This is a genomic window from Streptomyces sp. NPDC048270, from assembly GCF_040652335.1.
GTDB lineage: Bacteria > Actinomycetota > Actinomycetes > Streptomycetales > Streptomycetaceae > Streptomyces.
This window is the reverse complement of sequence record NZ_JBEZLV010000020.1, coordinates 84,979-103,888: the sequence shown is the minus strand read 5'-3', so window position 1 is coordinate 103,888 and position 18,910 is coordinate 84,979. Positions and strand designations below refer to the sequence as shown.

The 18,910-nt window shown below is 71.3% G+C and carries 19 protein-coding genes; 10 read left to right on the top strand and 9 right to left on the bottom strand.

Annotated features, from left to right (window positions below):
* Positions 1–92: 92 nt before the first annotated feature.
* The 3 genes from AB0D66_RS19610 to AB0D66_RS19600 form a co-directional block, all read right to left on the bottom strand.
* The gene (locus AB0D66_RS19610; RefSeq protein ID WP_362304646.1) at positions 93–314 is read right to left on the bottom strand and encodes an exodeoxyribonuclease VII small subunit; all 222 of its coding nucleotides are present in this window, start codon (positions 312–314) and stop codon (positions 93–95) included.
* Between the two features lie 69 nt (positions 315–383).
* Positions 384–1,598: an exodeoxyribonuclease VII large subunit gene (xseA, locus tag AB0D66_RS19605; protein WP_362304643.1), complete on the bottom strand. Its 1,215-nt coding sequence runs from the start codon at positions 1,596–1,598 to the stop codon at positions 384–386.
* Between the two features lie 118 nt (positions 1,599–1,716).
* Positions 1,717–3,129 carry an APC family permease gene (locus AB0D66_RS19600; RefSeq protein ID WP_362304640.1) on the bottom strand — a complete coding sequence of 471 codons (1,413 nt, stop codon included), beginning with the start codon at positions 3,127–3,129 and terminating at the stop codon, positions 1,717–1,719.
* Positions 3,130–3,215: 86 nt separating this feature from the next.
* On the opposite strand from AB0D66_RS19600, the gene AB0D66_RS19595 reads away from it, so the two are divergent.
* Positions 3,216–4,208, top strand: coding sequence for a 4-hydroxy-3-methylbut-2-enyl diphosphate reductase (locus AB0D66_RS19595; protein ID WP_362304637.1), 993 nt, complete (start codon positions 3,216–3,218; stop codon positions 4,206–4,208).
* A gap of 21 nt (positions 4,209–4,229) precedes the next feature.
* Positions 4,230–5,009: a polyphosphate--glucose phosphotransferase gene (gene ppgK / locus AB0D66_RS19590; RefSeq protein WP_362304634.1), complete on the top strand. Its 780-nt coding sequence runs from the start codon at positions 4,230–4,232 to the stop codon at positions 5,007–5,009.
* Here ppgK and AB0D66_RS19585 read toward each other — a convergent pair.
* Positions 5,006–5,440 (bottom strand): DUF6542 domain-containing protein, encoded by a 435-nt coding sequence (locus AB0D66_RS19585; RefSeq protein ID WP_362304739.1) that lies wholly within the window; start codon positions 5,438–5,440, stop codon positions 5,006–5,008. The two genes, ppgK and AB0D66_RS19585, sit on opposite strands and share 4 nt — an antisense overlap.
* Before the next feature lie 213 nt (positions 5,441–5,653).
* Here AB0D66_RS19585 and ychF point away from each other — a divergent pair, with 213 nt between their 5' ends.
* Positions 5,654–6,742, top strand: a complete 1,089-nt coding sequence (ychF, locus tag AB0D66_RS19580; RefSeq protein WP_362304631.1) for a redox-regulated ATPase YchF — start codon at positions 5,654–5,656, stop codon at positions 6,740–6,742.
* A gap of 110 nt (positions 6,743–6,852) precedes the next feature.
* On the opposite strand, the gene AB0D66_RS19575 is transcribed toward ychF, so the two are convergent.
* The gene (locus AB0D66_RS19575) at positions 6,853–7,434 is read right to left on the bottom strand and encodes a Uma2 family endonuclease (protein ID WP_362304628.1); all 582 of its coding nucleotides are present in this window, start codon (positions 7,432–7,434) and stop codon (positions 6,853–6,855) included.
* 108 nt (positions 7,435–7,542) lie between these two features.
* Here AB0D66_RS19575 and AB0D66_RS19570 point away from each other — a divergent pair, with 108 nt between their 5' ends.
* Together AB0D66_RS19570 and AB0D66_RS19565 are read left to right on the top strand one after the other, a co-directional pair.
* A complete protein-coding gene (locus tag AB0D66_RS19570) occupies positions 7,543–8,295 on the top strand; it encodes a hypothetical protein (protein ID WP_362304625.1) in 753 nt (250 codons plus the stop codon).
* Between the two features lie 329 nt (positions 8,296–8,624).
* Positions 8,625–9,080 carry a GNAT family N-acetyltransferase gene (locus AB0D66_RS19565; protein ID WP_362304622.1) on the top strand — a complete coding sequence of 152 codons (456 nt, stop codon included), beginning with the start codon at positions 8,625–8,627 and terminating at the stop codon, positions 9,078–9,080.
* A gap of 39 nt (positions 9,081–9,119) precedes the next feature.
* Here AB0D66_RS19565 and AB0D66_RS19560 read toward each other — a convergent pair whose 3' ends face one another.
* On the bottom strand, positions 9,120–10,118 hold the full coding sequence (locus AB0D66_RS19560) for an SMP-30/gluconolactonase/LRE family protein (protein WP_362304619.1): 999 nt from the start codon (positions 10,116–10,118) through the stop codon (positions 9,120–9,122).
* Between the two features lie 89 nt (positions 10,119–10,207).
* Between AB0D66_RS19560 and AB0D66_RS19555 the strand changes: the two genes are divergently transcribed.
* From AB0D66_RS19555 to AB0D66_RS19540, 4 genes are all read left to right on the top strand, one after another.
* The gene (locus AB0D66_RS19555) at positions 10,208–10,645 is read left to right on the top strand and encodes a MarR family transcriptional regulator (protein WP_362304616.1); all 438 of its coding nucleotides are present in this window, start codon (positions 10,208–10,210) and stop codon (positions 10,643–10,645) included.
* Positions 10,646–10,822: 177 nt separating this feature from the next.
* Positions 10,823–11,923 carry an alpha/beta hydrolase-fold protein gene (locus tag AB0D66_RS19550; protein WP_362304612.1) on the top strand — a complete coding sequence of 367 codons (1,101 nt, stop codon included), beginning with the start codon at positions 10,823–10,825 and terminating at the stop codon, positions 11,921–11,923.
* 197 nt (positions 11,924–12,120) lie between these two features.
* Positions 12,121–13,185, top strand: coding sequence for an alpha/beta hydrolase-fold protein (locus AB0D66_RS19545; protein ID WP_362304608.1), 1,065 nt, complete (start codon positions 12,121–12,123; stop codon positions 13,183–13,185).
* Between the two features lie 5 nt (positions 13,186–13,190).
* The gene (locus AB0D66_RS19540; protein ID WP_362304605.1) at positions 13,191–13,973 is read left to right on the top strand and encodes a trypsin-like peptidase domain-containing protein; all 783 of its coding nucleotides are present in this window, start codon (positions 13,191–13,193) and stop codon (positions 13,971–13,973) included.
* A gap of 84 nt (positions 13,974–14,057) precedes the next feature.
* Here AB0D66_RS19540 and AB0D66_RS19535 read toward each other — a convergent pair whose 3' ends face one another.
* The 3 genes from AB0D66_RS19535 to AB0D66_RS19525 all read right to left on the bottom strand — a co-directional run bounded on the left by AB0D66_RS19535 (position 14,058) and on the right by AB0D66_RS19525 (position 17,043).
* A complete protein-coding gene (locus tag AB0D66_RS19535; protein WP_362304603.1) occupies positions 14,058–14,993 on the bottom strand; it encodes an EamA family transporter in 936 nt (311 codons plus the stop codon).
* A 13-nt stretch (positions 14,994–15,006) separates the two neighbouring features.
* Positions 15,007–15,825 carry an isocitrate lyase/phosphoenolpyruvate mutase family protein gene (locus AB0D66_RS19530; protein WP_362304600.1) on the bottom strand — a complete coding sequence of 273 codons (819 nt, stop codon included), beginning with the start codon at positions 15,823–15,825 and terminating at the stop codon, positions 15,007–15,009.
* Between the two features lie 120 nt (positions 15,826–15,945).
* Positions 15,946–17,043 carry a pyridoxal-phosphate dependent enzyme gene (locus tag AB0D66_RS19525; RefSeq protein ID WP_362304598.1) on the bottom strand — a complete coding sequence of 366 codons (1,098 nt, stop codon included), beginning with the start codon at positions 17,041–17,043 and terminating at the stop codon, positions 15,946–15,948.
* A gap of 223 nt (positions 17,044–17,266) precedes the next feature.
* Between AB0D66_RS19525 and AB0D66_RS19520 the strand changes: the two genes are divergently transcribed.
* Positions 17,267–18,838, top strand: coding sequence for a S8 family peptidase (locus AB0D66_RS19520; RefSeq protein ID WP_362304595.1), 1,572 nt, complete (start codon positions 17,267–17,269; stop codon positions 18,836–18,838).
* Positions 18,839–18,910: the final 72 nt, after the last annotated feature.

Sequence of the window (18,910 nt, the reverse complement as noted above, 5' to 3'; positions counted from 1 at the left end):
ATACGTGGGTGAAGCGATGTCCCCGACTCTACGGCGAAAGTAGGTGAACTTTCAACTAAATGCCTTCGCGGTGACCGGGATCACTCCCCCGATCACTCCTCCCCGTCCGCCGCGTCGCGCGCCGCGAGCGCCGAGTCCAGCCGGGCCCTGGCCCCCTCGAGCCAGTGCCGGCACACCTTCGCCAGCTCCTCGCCGCGCTCCCACAGCGCCAGGGAGTCCTCGAGCGAGGTCCCGCCGGCCTCCAGCTTGCGGACGACCTCGATGAGCTCGTCGCGGGCCTGCTCGTACCCCAGCGCGGTCTCGGCCTCTGTCATTCCCTGATCCACCTTATGTGTGTAGTGCAACGACTTCGTTGCGGCAGTGTGTCGCCGTCGTGCGGCCCGCTATTCGGGTGCGGCGACCCGTACGGAGAACTCTCCCTCCGCGACCCGCGCGCGCAGCGCCTCGCCCTCCGCGACCTCCTCCGGAGAGCGCACCACGTGCCCGTCGGGCCGCTGGAGCACCGCGTACCCCCGCTCCAGCGTCGCCGCCGGCGACAGCGCCACCACCCGGGCGAGCGTGTGCGCGAGCTCGGAGTCGGCCCGGTCCAGCAGGTGGCCCAGCGTCCGCCTGCCGCGCGCGAGCAGGGCCTCCAGCTCGTCCTCGCGGGTCTCCACCATCCGCTGCGGGTGGACGAACACCGGCCGGGCGAGGGCGTGCGCGAGGCCGCGCTCCTCCCGCTCCAGCAGCCCGCTCACCGCGCGCAGCCCCCGGCCCTGCAGCTGGCGCACCCGCTCCAGCTCCTCGCCGACGTCCGGGACCACCTTCTTGGCCGCGTCCGTGGGCGTGGAGGCCCGCAGGTCCGCGACCAGGTCCAGCAGCGGGGAGTCCGGTTCGTGGCCGATCGCCGAGACCACCGGGGTGCGGGCCGCCGCGACCGCCCGTACGACCTCCTCGTCGGAGAAGGGCAGCAGGTCCTCCACGCTGCCGCCGCCGCGCGCCACGATGATCACGTCGACCTCGGCGAGGGCGTCGAGCTCCTTGACCGCCCGGATCACCTGGGGCACCGCGTGCACCCCCTGCACGGCGACGTTGCGTACCTCGAAGCGGACCGCCGGCCAGCGGCGCCGGGCGTTCTCCAGTACGTCGCGCTCGGCCGCCGAGGCCCGGCCGACCACCAGCCCGATCAGCTGCGGCAGGAAGGGCAGCGGCTTCTTGCGGTCCAGCGCGAACAGGCCCTCCGAGGCCAGCGACCGCTTCAGCCGCTCCAGCCGGGCCAGCAGCTCCCCGATGCCGACCGGCCTTATCTCCGTGGCCCGCAGCGAGAGCTGCCCGCGCGGCGCGTACCACTCGGGCTTGGCCAGCAGGACGACGCGCGCACCCTCCGACACCACGTCCGCGACCTCGTCGAAGACCTGGCGGAAGCAGGTCACGCTGACCGAGATGTCGTGCGAGGGATCGCGCAGCGTCAGGAAGACCACCCCCGCCCCCGGCCGCCGCGAGAGCTGCGTGATCTGCCCCTCCACCCACACCTGGCCGAGCCGCTCGATCCAGCCCCCGATGAGCCGGGACACCTGGCCTACCGGCAGCGGCGCCTCGGCCGACGTATTCAGACCCATGTACGCAGGCTATCGGGCGGCGCTGACAGCGTCTCAGGCTCAGGGGCCGGTGTCGGTCCCTGTCACCGGCCCCGCCCCCCTTCCCTGTCCCCGTATGAGTCCCCCTCCCTGTCCCCGTCTACGTCCCCCGCTCCGTCCCCGTCTCCGTCCCGCTTCCCATCCCGCTTCCCGTCCCGCGGCCGACGTCGCGGCGGCCGCGCTGCACCACCAGCAGCACCAGGCCCACCGCCAGCCACACCGCCCCCACCACCTGCGCCTCCCAGGAGGCCTCCACGATCACCGTGACCGTCACCGCCGCCCCCAGCACCGGGACCACCAGGTGCTTCCACCAGTGGGGCCGGCCCTCCCGGCGCCGGACCACGAACCAGCCCACCACCGAGGCGTGCAGCAGCGTGAACGCCACCAGGGCCCCGACGTCCACGACCGACACCAGGTGGTCGAGCCCGTCGTCGCGCCGCGCCGCCCACACCGCCGCGACCATCGTCACCGTGGCCGCCACCAGCAGCGCCGGCCGCGGGGTGCCGTCCGAGGTCCGCGCCAGCACCCCCGGCAGCCGCCGCTCCCGGGCCATCGCGAACAGCAGCCGCCCGGCCGCCGCCTGCCCGGCGAGCGCCGCGAAGGCCGCCCCGATCGCCTTGGAGACCGCCACCAGGTCGTGCAGCCAGAAGCCGACCGAGGCCTCCACCGCGTTGTAGAAGGCCGGCCCCTGCTGCGCCGGATCCGCCGCCAGCTCCGCCGAGGTGACCGGGCTGAGCAGCGCCGCGAGGTAGGTCTGGGCGACGAACAGCACCCCGGCCACGGCCAGGCAGAACAGCAGTGCGCGGGCCACTTTCGCCGAGCCCCCCGTCACCTCCTCGGCGAAGGAGGCGATGGCGTCGAAGCCCAGGTACGAGAGCACCGCCACCGACACCGCGCCCAGCACGGCGGCCGTCGAGAAGCCCAGGGAGCCGTCGCCGGTCAGCGGGGACAGCCAGCCGCGCTGGGCCCCGTCCCGCACCAGGACGGTCACCGCGGCCACCACGAAGACCAGCAGCACCAGGATCTCCATGGCCAGCACGGCGAAGCCCACCCGGGCGGCCGCCCGTACGCCCCACAGGTTCAGCAGGGTCGTGATGACGACGGCCAGGGCGGTCCACACCCACCGGGAGACCTCCGGCACCAGGGCGTTCATCGCGATCCCGGAGAACAGGTAGGCGACCGCCGGGATCAGCAGGTAGTCGAGCATCGCCATCCACCCGGCGATCAGGCCGGGGCCCTCGCCGAGGCCCTTGCGGGCGTAGGTGAAGACCGATCCGGCCTGGGGGGCGACCCGGACCATCTGGGCGTACGAGAAGGCGGTGAGGGCCATGGCGACCGTCGCGACGAGGTAGACGAGGGCCACGGCGCCGTGCGATCTGGCGTCCAGCGTGCCGAAGACCCCGACCGGGGCCATCGGCGCGATGAAGAGCAGCCCGTAGACGACCAGGTCCCGGAAGCCGAGGCTCCGCCGCAGTCCGGTGTGTTCCGTACGGGGCTCCGTAACGGACGCCATCGTTCCTCCGGGGGATAGGTGGTACGGGCATTCGCCCCAGTCTCTGCCGAACGGGCGACGCCCGGCCTCCTGGAGACCCCCGTACGATGGAGCCCATGACTGCTCCCGCTTCCCGCCGTGTCCTGCTCGCCGCCCCCCGCGGCTACTGCGCGGGCGTCGACCGAGCCGTGATCGCTGTCGAGAAGGCTCTCGAGCAGTACGGTGCGCCGGTCTACGTCCGCCACGAGATCGTGCACAACAAGTACGTGGTCCAGACGCTGGAGAAGAAGGGCGCCATCTTCGTCGAGCGGACGGAGGAGGTGCCCGAGGGCTCCATCGTGATGTTCTCGGCCCACGGCGTGGCGCCGGTGGTGCACGAGGAGGCGGCGCGCGGCAAGCTCGCGACGATCGACGCGACCTGCCCGCTGGTCACCAAGGTGCACAAGGAAGCCATCCGGTACGCGAACGAGGACTTCGACATCCTCCTCATCGGCCACGAGGGCCACGAGGAGGTCATCGGCACCTCCGGCGAGGCCCCGGACCACATCACGATCGTCGACGGCCCGGAGGACGTCGCCAAGGTCGAGGTGCGCGACGAGTCCAAGGTCGTCTGGCTCTCGCAGACCACCCTCTCCGTCGACGAGACCATGGAGACGGTCGACGCGCTGAAGCAGAAGTTCCCGCTGCTCGTCTCCCCTCCCAGCGACGACATCTGCTACGCCACCTCCAACCGGCAGGCCGCGGTCAAGGCCATGGGCGCCGACTCGGACCTGGTCATCGTCGTCGGCTCGAAGAACTCCTCGAACTCCATCCGGCTGGTCGAGGTCGCGCTCGACGCGGGCGCGCGCGCCGCGCACCTGGTCGACTTCGCGAGCGAGATCGACGAGGCCTGGCTGGAGGGCGTCAGCACGGTCGGCCTGACCTCGGGCGCCTCGGTGCCGGAGGTCCTCGTCGACCAGGTGCTCGAATGGCTGGCGGAGCGCGGCTACGCGGACGTGGAGATCGTCAAGACGGCCGAGGAGTCCATCGTCTTCTCCCTCCCGAAGGAACTGCGCCGCGACCTGCGCGCCGAAGCGGCCGAACTGGTCGCCGACAAGTAACTCCTTTCGTACGGTATGTCCATGCAGATCATGGGTGTGGACATCGGCGGTTCCGGGATCAAGGGCGCTCCCGTGGACCTGGACCGCGGCGACCTGGCACAGGAGCGCCACAAAGTACTGACACCGCAGCCGGCCACCCCCGACGGGGTGGCCGGCTGCGTCGCGGAGGTGGTCCGGGCCTTCTCCTGGTCGGGACCGGTCGGGGTCACGTTTCCGGGGGTGGTCACGAGCGGGGTCACCCGTTCGGCCGCCAACATGGACAAGGGGTGGGTCGGCGCCGACGCGGCGGCCCTGCTGGCGCGCGAGCTGGGCGGCCTGCCGGTCACGGTCCTCAACGACGCGGACGCGGCCGGGGTCGCGGAGATGACGTACGGGGCCGGGCGCGGGCGGGACGGCACGGTCATCCTGCTCACCCTGGGCACGGGCATCGGCAGCGCCCTGTTCACGGACGGGCGGCTGGTGCCGAACACGGAGCTCGGGCACCTGGAGCTGAAGGGCCACGACGCCGAGACGCGGGCGTCGGTGAAGGCCAAGGAGGACCAAGAGCTCTCGTGGGAGCACTGGGCGCACCGGGTCCAGAAGTACCTGGCCCACGTGGAGATGCTGTTCTCCCCGGACCTGTTCATCATCGGGGGCGGGGTCAGCCGCAAGCCGGAGAAGTTCCTGCCGCTGATCGAGGGCATCCGGGCCGAGATCGTTCCGGCGAAGCTCCAGAACAACGCGGGCATCGTGGGAGCGGCGATGGCGGCGCGGGCCGCCGAGGAGGGTCCGGGAACACCCTCGGGTGCGGTCTCCGCCTAGGCGCGGCGGGGCATGCGCCGCCTGCCGATGAGCACGGCCTTGCGCACGAGGGCGATCAGGGCGGCGACCAGGGTTCCCGCGTACAGCCAGCCCGCGTGCAGGGACAGGGCCGACACGAGCCCCATCAGCTGCCCGCCGAAGCCGCCGGAGCCGCCCGAGATGGGCCACACTCCGGCGGCGAAGGCGATGGGCACGGTGATCGGGGCGGTGATCAGGTCGGCGGGCCGCACCCACAGGGCGGTGGCGGTGGCGACGGGCAGGAAGAGCAGCCCGTAGACGAACAGCGACGAGCCGAACAGCAGCCAGCAGATCCCGCCGGCCAGCAGCATCCCGGCGCAGGCGAAGAGCCCGCCGCCGAGCCCGGTCAGCCGGGGCCGCGGCGTCCGCCGCCCGTAGGTGGGCAGCGGGTCGCGGCCGCCCTGGGCCGGCAGGGTGGCCGGGCGGGGGCCCCTGCGCTGGGCGGGGGGTCGCTGCGAGTGAGGCGCCGGTCGCGTCCTGTATTGCTCCACGCCTCCACGCTAGGCGGGGCGGGCACGGTATCGGTGTGGGGACACGCGTACAACGACTGCCGCTCATCGGAAAGTAAACTGTCCGGTGGCCCACTCCCGGGCCGCCGCCCCCTCCAGCTACGGGAAGTCGCCAACGTGTCGCTCACGATCGGAATCGTCGGCCTGCCGAATGTCGGCAAGTCGACCCTGTTCAACGCCCTGACCAAGAACGACGTGCTGGCGGCCAACTACCCGTTCGCCACCATCGAGCCGAACGTCGGCGTCGTCGGCGTCCCGGACGCCCGCCTGGCCGTCCTCGCCGGCATCTTCGGCTCGCAGCGCGTGCTGCCGGCCACGGTCGACTTCGTCGACATCGCGGGCATCGTCCGCGGCGCCTCCGAGGGTGAGGGCCTGGGCAACAAGTTCCTGGCGAACATCCGCGAGTCCGACGCGATCTGCCAGGTCATCCGCGCCTTCAAGGACGAGAACGTCGTGCACGTCGACGGCAAGGTCTCCCCGAAGGACGACATCGAGACGATCAACACCGAGCTGATCCTCGCCGACCTCCAGTCCATCGAGAAGGCGGTGCCGCGCCTGACGAAGGAGTCCCGCCTCCAGAAGGACAAGGTCGCGGTCCTGGCGGCGGTGGAGAAGGCCCAGAAGATCCTCGAAGCGGGCGACACCCTCTTCTCCCACGGCATCACCAAGGGCACGGAGCAGGGCGACCTCCTCCACGAGCTGCACCTCCTCACGACGAAGCCCTTCCTCTACGTCTTCAACGTGGACGAGGACGAGCTGACGGACGACGCCTTCAAGGCCGAGCAGTCGGCCCTGGTCGCCCCGGCCGAGGCCATCTTCCTCAACGCCAAGCTGGAGCAGGACCTCTCCGAGCTGGACGACGAGGAGGCCCTCGAGCTCCTCCAGTCCGTCGGCCAGGACGAGCCCGGCCTGGCCACCCTCGGCCGCGTCGGCTTCGCCACCCTGGGCCTGCAGACCTACCTGACGGCGGGCCCGAAGGAAACCCGCGCCTGGACCATCAAGCAGGGCGCCACCGCCCCCGAGGCCGCCGGCGTGATCCACACCGACTTCCAGCGCGGCTTCATCAAGGCCGAGGTCATCTCCTTCGCGGACCTGGTCGAATGCGGCTCGGTGGCCGAGGCCCGCGCCAAGGGCAAGGCCCGCATGGAGGGCAAGGACTACGTCATGCAGGACGGCGACGTGGTGGAGTTCCGCTTCAACGTGTAGCCGTTCCATTACTGCACGTTAGCTAGTTTCGTCAAACGAGCAGGTCAGAAGGGGTCGGACTCTGGTGAGTCCGACCCCTTCTGGATTCCCGTGCTGACTTGGTGCTGACTTCAGCTGCTTCGGGGCGGCGTGAGCTTGTCGAGGTCCAGGCTGATCCCGAAGGGCACCGGGCGCTGGAGGGTGCCCCGGAAGATCCCGGCGGGCGCGTAGGCGCCGGTGGGTTCGTCGAGCTCGTAGACGTGGACGACGGGCGCCCCGTCCTCGTCCTCGATGCACCAGTAGTGCGGGATGCCGGCCTCCGCGTACTTGCGGAGCTTTACTGTGCGATCGCGATGGGCGGACTCGGGAGATACGGCCTCTACGACGAGTTTCACGTCCTCCGGGGCGTACCAGGTGCGGTCGGGGTCGTAGGGCAGGTCTGTCAGCAGGAGGTCGGGCTCGGGGCGGTTGCGGGCATCCAGGCGGATCGTCATTTCGCGCTCGACCTCGAAGCCGGCCGGCGCCTGCGCCATGAGCGTGGTGGTCAGGGCGGTGACGAGGCGGCCATGCCAGGACCGCTGGGGCGACATCATGAAGACGAGGGCTCCGTCGATCAGCTCGGTGTGGCGGGGCGCCTCGGGGAGGCGGTCGAGGTCCTCCGCGAACCAGCCTTCCGCGCGTGGCGGGCGCATCCAGTCGGGCAGTGCGGTCATGGCTTCACGGTAGCGGCCCGTAGCTCAAGCTGGAGAGCCAACGATCCCGACCAGAGGGTTTTTGGCAACTTGCCGCGCCATAACCGGCCACCCACCTAGCATCCGCTCATGAGTGACTCATCGGTCCAGATCGCCACGGTGGTGATCTCTGTGGCGGCTCTCGTCTTCTCAACGACGGCCGCGTTCTGGGCTCTCGCCTACAACCGACGTCAGGCGAGAGCGGTTGCGCAAGCCAACACCCTCACGGAGAAGGCGCAACGCGAGCAGGCGGAGCCGTACGTCATCGTCGATATCAGGCCTCGTATCCCTGGGTCATCGCTGCTCGTGCTGGTGATCGAGAACATCGGTCAGACCCTGGCTCGCAACGTACGCATCTCGGTGAGCCCTCCGCTACAGACCACTCTGGGGGCTGAGCGGGCCGCGACTCTCAATCGTGCTGTTGGTCGTCCCATCGCCACCCTGCCTCCGACGCGCCGCATTCCCTTCGTCATGGACGTAGGCCATCAACTGTTCTCCTCGGAGCTGCCCAAGGTCTACGAGTTCCGGGTGGAGTCGGACGGACCCTTCGGTTGTGTGGACCCGCTCACCTACATGGTGGATCTCGAAGCTCTCAGGGACAGCGCCCTTGAGACCGATTCGACGGAGTGGAGCGCGCACCAGATCGCCAAGCACCTCAAGAGAAGTGCGGATGCACAGGAGGGGCAGTCGAGCTCCTTCGAAGCACTGAGCCGTCAGATCCAGAGGGCGCTGGAGCGTCAGAACCCGGAACGCGGGGCGGACATTGCGGGCGCTAGCTCGGTGGAGTCCGCCATCCAGCAGATCCCCATGGAGCCGCTGGGCGATGGAGGTGCTCTCACGTGATAGACGACGTAATCCCGTGCTGATTCTGTGCTGACTTGGCCCACTCGGACCCACGTTTGCGCAGGTCAGAGCTCTACGCGGCACGTTCCGCTTCAACGTCTGATCGCGTATCCAGATGCGGCCTGACCTGCGAGGATGCAGGTCAGGCCCTTCTGCTGTCCGCAACAGTCCGCAGGAACGGGAGCAGCGCCGGGTCGGCCATGCGCCCGTCGATGATCCGGATACCCCGAGCTCTTACCGCCCTGCCCTCGCGTGCTGTTCAGGAATGGGTCGGGTGGCAGACTCGTCGGGCATCGGCTGTATGCGGGTCCCGGCGAAAGGCGAGCGCAATGAAGATCGTGGTGGACGACCTCTCCGGGGCGGAGATCGCCGGGTTCCTCGACGAGCACGTCCGGCAGATGCGGTCCATCACGCCGCCGGATAGCAAGCACGCCCTCGACCTCGACGGGCTGCGGGGGCCCGGGGTGACGTTCTGGTCCGTCCTGGACGGGGGTGGCGTAGTGGGCTGCGGTGCGATCAAGCGGCTGGACGCCGGACACGCGGAGCTGAAGTCGATGCGCACCTCGCCGGCGCTCAAGCGGAGCGGGATCGCGTCCCGGCTGTTGGAGCACATCATCGCCGAGGCCAGGGCGATGGGGTTCGCGCGACTGAGTCTGGAGACCGGCTCGGCCGAGTTCTTCCTGCCCGCCAGGAGGCTCTACGAGAAGTTCGGGTTCGTGCACTGCGAGCCGTTCGCGGACTACCGGCCCGACGTGCACAGCACGTTCATGACGAAGGTGCTGTGAGAGGGCGTCGGGCCGGCGCGAGCGGGTTCGAGGCAGGGGCTACAGGCCGCGGACCGCGGCGATCGTGAAGGTGGTGGGGGTGCCCGGTCCGCCCGGGGACAGGGGGCCGCCGTTGTCGAACTGGGAGCGGACCACCAGGGTGCGGCCGCCGGTGCGGGCGAGGGTCGTGGGGATCTGCAGGGACGGGTCCGTGATCGTGTGCAGCAGGCGGGCGCGGGTGCCGTCCGGGGTGAGCTGCCAGCGGCTCAGGGTGTTGGTCGTGTTGTGGGCCACGCGCAGGGTGCCGTCGGGGGAGAGGTCGAGGCCGTCGGCGGCCTTGAGGTCGGCGCCGGTGAGGGTGACGCGGCGGACGGAGCCGCTGCGCGGGTCCACGCGGTAGAGGTCGCCCGCGACCATGTCGACAGTGAACAGGTAGCGGCCCGTCCGGTCCGCGGTGATGCCGTTGAGGCTGTACGCCCCCGCCGGCCTGGGCCGCAGGGCCGGGGAGAGGTCGTGGGCCTCGGTCAGGGGGCCGCCGCCGGCCGCCAGCTCGGCGGGCGTCACCCGGTACAGGACTCCGCGGATGCTGTCCGTGAGGTAGGCCGTGCCGTCCGGGGTGATCGTCAGGTCGTTGACGAAGCGGGGCGCGTCGCCCGCCACCTCGAAGTGGGCCAGCCGCCCACGGGTCGCGGTGTCGTAGACGGCGACCCCGGTGGTGGAGTCCGTCACCCACAGCCGGCCCCGCGCGTCGACGCGCAGCCCGTTCGCCGTGCGGCGGCCGTCGGTCCCGGCGGGCAGGAAGACCTCCGCCTCGGAGCGGCCGGGACGGGCCCGGTAGACGGTGCCGTCCGCGTACGAGCCGACGTAGACGGCGTGGGTACGGGCGTCGGCGGCGATGCCCTCCGGGTAGACCCTCGCGCCGGGCAGGGAGAACGCCGTGGATATCCGGGGGTCCGCGGGGGGAGGCGACGCGGCCGGGGCCGCTCCCAGGGTGAGGGCGCCCGCCAGGGCGGCGGCCAGGGCAGGGGCCAGGGCAGGGTTCATGAGCTTCGGCTTCATCAGGTGTCGTCCTCGCGCAGTCGTCGTATGAGGGCGAATGTAAGTTAGAGCTCTAATGCTTGCAAGGCTTGGGGCCGTAGGATGCGGGCATGACGTCCATGGCCCCCGAGGAGCGCATCGGCTCGCACCTCAAGCGCGCCGAGCAGGCGCTTCTCGCGGCGAAGAACGCCGTGTGCAAGCCGGCCGCAGTAACGGTTCCGCAGTACGCCGCCCTGCTCTGGCTGGCCGAGAAGCCCGGGATCTCCGCCGCCGCGCTCGCCCGGCTGTGCGGTGTCACCCCGCCGACCATGAACACCGTGCTGAAGAACCTCCAGGAGCGCGCCCTCATCGAGCGGACCCCGCACGAGTGGCACCGCAACGTGCTGGAGACCCGGCTCACCGACGCGGGGCGTGCGGCGCTGGAGCTGGCCGATTCCGGTGCGGTGCGGGTCGAGCGGGCGCTGGCCGCCGCGTTCACCGACGAGGAGCGGGAGCAGCTCGTCCGGTTGCTCGGCCGGTGTGCGGAGGTACTCGCGGCCCAGCGCTAGCCCAGGGCGGCCCCCGCCCGTTTTGCTGCGGGATCGGCCGGGTTTCCCGGGAGTTTTTTGCTCGGATTTGGAACTGCGCTGGGGTTTCGTACATCAGGACCAATGGGTGCCCAGTCGTGCCCAGCCGATCTGCCCCCGGCCCTCGGGGGCCACTCAAGACCGTTCGGAGCGAAGTTCGTGCACCACGACCCGTACCAGCCGGCGCGGCCCCGGCGTTCCCGCCGCCTCATATGGATCAGCGCGGTGGCCGCCCTCGCGGTCCTGCTCGGCGGTGGCGGATTCGCCGCCTGGAAGCTCGACTGGTTCTCCGGCAACGGTGAGGCCGTGAGCTTCGGCAAGGGGAGCACCCCGTCCCCGGCCGCGGACCGGCAGACGCCGGGCCAGTCCCCGTCCGGCAAGCCCTCGCCCTCCGGTGACCCGGACGTGCTCATGCCGACGGGTCCGAAGGCCGACTTCAAGCAGACCACCAAGCTCGACGACGGCACGATCATCGCCAAGACCCGCCTCGTGGGCGCGAAGTCCGGCTTCGAGGGCGACGTATGGGTGTGGGCGCCCAAGGAGTACGAGGACCCGAAGTACGCCAAGAGCGGGTTCCCGGTGCTCATCGCGCTCCCCGGCGGCAACGGCTTCCCGGCGAACTACTGGTCCGACCGCAGCCTCGGCCTGCAGAAGGCCGTCAGCGAGGGCGTCCAGGCCGGCACCAGCCTTCCCTTCGTCCTGGTCATGCCGGTGCTCAACCCGGACGCCAAGTACTACTACGACGGCGCCGACATCCCCGGCCAGCCCAAGATGGGCACCTGGATCGCCGAGGACGTCCCGGACTTCGCCAAGGCCAACTTCCGTACGTACAAGTCCCGTGACGGCTGGGCCTTCATGGGCTCCTCCTCCGGCGCCTTCGTCGGCATGAAGACCGTCCTGCAGCACCCGGACCGGTTCAAGGCCGTGATCGCCAGCGGCGGCGAGATCGTCCCCGACTCCCCGCTCTGGAAGGGCCACCAGGCGGAGATGGACGCGAACAACCCGGAGAAGCTCGCCCAGAAGCTGATCGACACCAAGGGGCCCGAGGTCTTCATCAACTTCCAGATCGGCACCAAGGAGAGCGGGAAGGAGCGGATGACGAACTTCGTGCAGACCTACGGCAAGGGCCCCGTCAAGACGACCATCCGCGACATCCAGAACGGCGAGCACAACGGCTGGCACTACGTCCGGGGCATGAAGGAGGGCTCCCTGGAGTGGATCAGCAAGGTGCTCAAGGGGCCGAAGCCCGACGCCGCCTGACCTGCCCCGGCCGCCGCCCGGCGCACGCCGCGTGGTGCTTGCCACGTCCCGTCCGTCCCAGGCAACCCATCCCGTCGTTCATACCTCTGTAAAGGGTGTAAGGGGGACCGATCGGTCCGGCCCGCGCTCCCGTGTGAGCGCCGGAGAAGGAACGGGACAAATCAGTGCAGCATGACCAGCAAGGCGACGGCAGCCCCATGACCGAGGGCAGCCGTCGCCCCAAGCGCCTGCGCCTGCTTCTGATCAGCGGCGGGCTCGCGCTCACCCTCGCCGCCGGGGGCGGCGCCGTGGCGTACAAGTACGGGCTCTTCTCGGACATAGGGGAGCCGGTGTCCTTCGGGAAGGTCGAGGTCAAGGAGACGGAGAAGGCCGTCGCGGCCACCGACACCCGTCCGGGCGTACGCATGCCCACCGGCCCGAAGGCCGAGTTCGTCCGCACCAACCGGCTGCCCGACGGCACCCAGATCGGCCGCACCACGCTCACCGGCCCGAAGTCCGGCTTCACGGGCGACGTGTGGGTGTGGGTGCCCAAGGAGTACGACGACCCGAAGTACGCCAAGAGCGCCTTCCCGGTCCTGATCTCCCTGCCCGGCGGCCGCGGCTACCCCACGAACTACTGGGGGACGGGCCCCGGCCTCGGCCTCCAGAAGGCCGTGAGCGACGGGGTGAAGGCCGGTACGAGCCTGCCCTTCATCCTGATCATGCCGGTGCACAACGCCGACACCAAGCACCACTTCGACGCCTCGGACATCCCCGGCCAGGCCAAGATGGGCACCTGGATGGTCGAAGACGTCCCGGATTTCACGAGGGCCAATTTCCGCACCTTCACCTCCCGCGACGGGTGGGCCTACATGGGCTCCTCCGCGGGCGGGTTCGGCGCCTTCAAGCACGTCCTGAAGCACCCCGACCGCTTCAAGGCGGCCATCGCGAGCGGGGTGGACATCGTCCCCGACTCCCCGCTGTGGAACGGGAACAAGCAGGCCATGGACGAGAACAACCCCGAGAGGCTCGCCGAGAAGCTGATCACGGCGGGCGGCCCGGACGTCTACATCAACTTCCAGATCGGCACCGCCGAGACCGGCCGCGAGAAGGCCGAGCAGTTCATGAAGGACTACGGCAAGGGTCCCGTGCACATCAGGCTGCAGGTGATCCAGGATGGTGAGCACAACGGGAAGTCGTACGTACGCGGGATGCGGGAGGGCGCACTGGAGTGGATCAGCAAGGTGATGGTCGGACCGACACCCGACCCCGGCGTGCGGTGAGCCCCGTGGTGAAGGGGGCGTCGGCGGCCGCCGCGGCGGGGATCGCGGCGGTGTGCGCCGTCGCGTTCCTGAAGTCGCCCGGCGAGCGGCCGGTGATCCCCTTCCCCACCGTGGGCGTGCTCATGGCGGGCGGCGAGCACTGGTGCACGGCGAGCGTGGTCGACAGCCCCGAGGGCAACGTCGTCGCCACCGCCGCGCACTGCGTGGCCCCGGCCGGCGAGGACGGACAGCCCGGTGAGGTGGCCCACGACGGCCTGGCCATCGGCGAGCTCGCCTTCGCCCCGGCCTTCTCCGGCGAGGGCGCCGGCAGCCAGCCGCTGGGCACGTGGAAGGTCCGCTCCGTCCACGTCGACGACCGCTGGACGAAGTGGGGCGAGGACACCGCCGACTTCGCCTTCCTCACCATCGAGCCGGACGGCGACGGGCGCAGCGTCCAGGAGGCCGTGGGCGGCGGCGCCGAGACCCCGAAGCCCGACTGGACCTCGGGGTACGAGCGGGACGTGACCGTCGTCGGATACCCGGAGTCCGAGCACAACCCGCAGAACAAGCCCGTCTCCTGCACCACGCAGACCCGGCACGACGACGAGGACCCGGACCTGCTGTACATCAGCTGCGCCGGGTTCTGGACGGGCACCAGCGGCAGCCCCTGGATCGCCGACCGGGGCGGGCCGGAGCGTCCCGGGCGGCTCATCGGGGTGCTGAGCGGCGGGGACACGGACGTGGACTCCACGGCCGCGCTGTTCGACGAACGCGCGAAGGCGCTGTACGAGCGGGCGGCGTCGGGCTGAGCGCTGCGCGGGGCCGCCGCCGCTCCGGGCTGGGAGCCGCTCCGGGCTGCGAACCGTCCCGGCCCCCGGGCCGCCGCCGCGCCGCTACTTCTTGCGCTCCGTGCTGACGATCACGCCCACCGCAGCCACCACGATCGTGCCGCCGAGCACGATCGGCCAGGTCAGCGCCTCGCTCAGGATCAGCGCGCCGAGCGCCACGGCCACCACCGGATTGACGTACGCGTACGTGGAAACCAGCGACAGCGGCGCGTTCCGCAGCAGCCAGGCGTACGCGGTGAACGCGACGACCGAGCCGAAGACGGTCAGGTAGCCGAGGGCCAGCCAGGAGGCGGTGGAGTACGCCGCCAGGTCGAGGCCGCGGTGCTCACCGCGCAGCAGGCCGACGACCACTCCGCCGACCCCGCCCGCGAGCATCTGGTACGCGCTCCCGGCGAAAGGATTCTCCGGAAGGTTCAGCTTCGACCCGGAGAACGAGCCCAGCGACCACAGCACGGAGGCGACCAGCACCAGCAGCACCCCGGACAGCTGCACGGCGCCGCTGAGCCCCGGGCTGGTCAGCACCGCGAGCCCGGCCAGGCCGACCAGGACCCCGGCCAGCGTGCGCAGCGGCGGCCGGTCCCCGGTGCCCGCGCGCAGCAGGACCACCCACATCGGCACGGCCGCCACCAGCAGGGCGGCGAGTCCGGACGGCACCGAGGTCTCGGCGAGGACGACCAGGCCGTTGCCGCCGAGGATCAGCAGCAGGCCGACCAGTACCGCCGAGCCGAGCTGGGCGCGGGTGGCCTTGAGCGCGGCCGGCCCGGACCGCCAGGCCACCACGCCGGCCAGCAGCAGGCCGGCGGTGATGAAGCGGGCCCCGGCGGAGAGGAACGGGGGCATGGTCTCGACGACGATCCGGATCCCGAGGTAGGTCGAGCCCCAGACGACGTAGACGACGACGAGGGCCGTCCAGACCGCGCCGGTGATCTTGCGGGGCGGCGCGGCCGCGGTCCGGCTCTCCACCGGGGTTGATGTGCGCATGGCCGGAATCCTCTCAGCCTTGGAGCAGGCTGTTCAGCTCGCCGTACGGCAGGGAGCCCGCGAGCGGTCCGTAGGTGCCCTGGGAGACCAGCTCCTCGGTGGCGCGGCGGACCACGGCGTACGCGGCCTCGGCCACCCAGGATCCCAGGCTGACCCGGGCCACGCCGAGGGCGCCGAGCTCGGCGACGGAGGGGGCGCCGGGGCCGACGAGGACGTTGAGCGGGGCGTCGATGCCCCGGGCGAGCTCGGCCACCGTCGTGGGGTCGGTGACGCCGGGCACGAAGATGCCGGTGGCTCCCGCGCGGAGGTAGGCGGCGGCGCGGGCCAGGGTCTCGTCGAGGCGGAGGGCGGGGTCGCCGAGGCCCCTCAGGTAGGTGTCGACGCGGGCGTTGACGTACAGCGGGACCCCTGCGGTGTCCGCGGCGGAGCGGGCGGCGGCCAGGCGTTCGGCGTGCTCTTCGGGGGAGCGGGTGCCGTCCTCGATGTTGATGCCGACCGCGCCGGCGGCGAGCACCCCGGAGACGGTCTCGGCGACACCGGCGGGGTCGGTGCCGAAGCCGCCCTCGATGTCGGCGGTGACCGGGACGGAGACGGCGGAGGCGATGCGGGCGATGAGGTCGAGGGCGCGGTCGCGGGCCAGGGCGTCGCCGTCGGGGGATCCCAGGGACCAGGCGACCCCGGCGCTGGTCGTCGCGACGGCCGGCGCACCGGCGGCCTCCACCAGGCGGGCGCTGGCGACGTCCCAGGCGTTGGGGAGGGCCAGGGGGGTGGCGGGGGTGTGCAGAGCGGTGAAGCCTGCGGCCAGCTTCGCGAGGACGAGGTTGTCGGTCATGAGCCCAGTTGAACAGACCCCGGCACCCCCGGGCGCGCGGTTTTCCGACACCTAGGCCCCGGAGCCGTGGTGTGCGCGCGGCGAGGGGGCGCCGCGGTTTGCGCGCGGCGAGGGGCGGGGCTACTTCGGCCCCGCCCCGCACAGGGGGAGGACGGCCGTGCGGCCCTGCAAGGGGTCTTCGGGGGCCAGCGGGCCCACCGCGGCCCAGCATGCCGCCGCCGTCGGCTCCACCGACAGGCCGCGGCCGGCCAGGTCCCGCTGGGCCTCGCGGAGCCGCGCGTCCGGCACCGTCAGGAACGTGCCGCCCGACTTCCGGACCGCCGCCAGGATCTGCCGGGCCCGCGGCGGAGCCGGGATCGCGATGCCCTCGGCCAGGGTGGGCCGCTGCACGACCGGCTCCGCGTCCTCCGCCCCGGCGGCGAACGCCGAGGCCAGCGGGGCCACCGCCGCCGCCTGTACGGCGATCAGCGCCGGCGGCCGCACGCCGCGCCGGGCCAGCTCCTCCACGGCCAGCGCGGCCCCCAGCAGCAGGGTGCCGTTGCCCACCGGAACCACCAGCGCGTCCGGCAGCCGCCCCGACATTGCCTCCCAGATCTCGTACACATACGTCTTCGTGCCGTGCAGGAAGTACGGGTTGAAGACGTGGCTCGCGTAGAACACCCCCGGCTCGTCCGCCGCGGCCCGAGCCGCCTCCGCCGTCGCCTCGCGGCCGCCCGGAACCGTCCGTACCGCCGCCCCGTGGGCCCGGATCCGGTCCGTCTTCCGCTCCGAGGTGCCCTCGGGCACGAAAACTTCACAACTCAGCCCGGCCCGTGCGCAGTACGCCGCCACGGCCGCCCCCGCGTTGCCGCTGCTGTCCGCCACCACCCGCTGCGGGGCGAGCCGCCGGGCCACCTCCGCGAGCATCACCGCGCCCCGGTCCTTGAACGACAGGGTGGGCATCAGGTAGTCGAGTTTGGCGTGAACCCGCTCTGCCAGCGGCACCATCGGAGTGTTCCCCTCCGCCAGTGACACGGAGAACGCCCCCGGCAGCGGCAGCGCGGCCGCGTACCGCCACAGCGAGTTCGGACCCGAGGACGGTTCCAGCGCGCTGGCCGGATCCGGTGTGAAGTCGAGGTCCCAGGGGCCGGCGCAGACGGGGCAGCACCAGGGCGCCGTCCGGACGTCCGCGCGTGTGCCGTCCTCGGGGCAGAGGTATCCGGGGAGTGCGTGCGTCATGTGCGGAGCGCCTTTGCTCGATCATGGCGGGCATGTGGCATGGATGTTACGCGTCGGCCGTCCTCTTGTGGGAGCTGGTGAGGGTGCGTCAACCTTTCGGTGGCGGACGCCCGTTCGGCCGAATCAATTGTCATGGGCATGGCTATCCCACATGCCCGTGCGTCGGACCGCGCGGCTCCGCCCAACCCCCCGCAACGCACCACCTATGAGGAGGACCCCTCACATGTCCGTGATGCGTCACACCCGCCGGAAGCTCGCCGGCATCAGTGCGACCGCTGTCGTGGCCCTCGCGCTCGGCACGGCCGCGGCGCTGCCCGCCTCGGCCGCCGACAGCGGCCCGCAGGGCGTCATCGAGAACGCCGGTGTCGCCGGAGCCGTCCCCGGCAGCTACATCGTGACTCTGCACGACACCGCCGCCCGCTCCACCGCGGACAGCGGCAAGGCCGTCGCCAAGCGGTACGGCGCGAAGATCGACCGGACCTACAGCGCCGCCCTCAACGGCTACTCCATCGAGGTCTCCGAGGCGCAGGCCAAGAAGCTGGCCGCCGACCCGGCGGTCAAGTCGGTCGTGCAGAACCGGGTCTTCACCATCGACGCCACCCAGCCCAACCCGCCGTCCTGGGGCCTGGACCGCATCGACCAGCGGGCCCTCCCGCTGAACCAGAGCTACACCTACCCGGACAAGGCCGGCGAGGGCGTCACCGCCTACATCATCGACACCGGCGTCCGCAAGACGCACCAGGACTTCGGCGGCCGCGCCGCCGACGGCTACGACGCGATCGACAACGACAACACCGCCCAGGACGGCCACGGCCACGGCACGCACGTCGCCGGCACCGTCGGCGGCGGGGCGTACGGCGTGGCCAAGAAGGTCAAGATCGTCGGCGTCCGCGTGCTCAACAACCAGGGCTCGGGCACGACCGCCCAGGTCGTCGCCGGCATCGACTGGGTGACGCAGAACGCCGTCAAGCCGGCCGTGGCGAACATGTCGCTCGGCGGCGGCGCGGACTCCGCGCTCGACACCGCCGTGCGCAACTCCATAGCCTCCGGCATCACCTACGCGGTCGCGGCGGGCAACGAGTCCACCGACGCCTCCACCAAGTCCCCGGCGCGCGTCGCCGAGGCCATCACGGTGGGCGCCACGACCAACACCGACGCCAGGGCCAGCTACTCCAACTACGGCTCGATCCTGGACATCTTCGCGCCGGGCTCCTCCATCACCTCCACGTGGGGCACGGGCGACACCGCCACCAACACCATCTCCGGCACCTCCATGGCCTCGCCGCACGTCGCGGGCGCGGCCGCGCTGTACCTCTCGCAGAACCCGGGCAGCACCCCCGCCCAGATCCGCGACGGCCTGGTGGCCGCGTCGACCCCGAACGTGGTGACCAGCCCCGGTACCGGCTCCCCGAACCGGCTGCTGAACGTGGGCGCCGGCGGCACCGTCCCGCCCGGCCCGAAGTTCGAGAACACCGCCGACTACGCGATCAACGACAACGCGACCGTCGAATCGCCGATCACCGTCAGCGGAGTCTCCGGCAACGCCCCGGCCGCGCTGAGCGTGCCGGTGGACATCAAGCACACCTACACCGGTGACCTGAAGGTCGACCTCGTCGCCCCCGACGGCACCGTCTACACCCTGCACAACCGGTCCGGCGGCAGCGCCGACAACATCATCAAGACCTTCACGGTCAACGCCTCCTCCGAGACGGCCAACGGGGTCTGGAAGCTCCGGGTGAACGACAACGCGAACGTCGACACCGGCAAGATCGACTCCTGGGCGCTGCAGTTCTGAGGCACCGGTGCCGGACCTGAGGTACCGGTACCGGACACGAGGCACCGGAACTGAACGCACGCGCTGAACCGC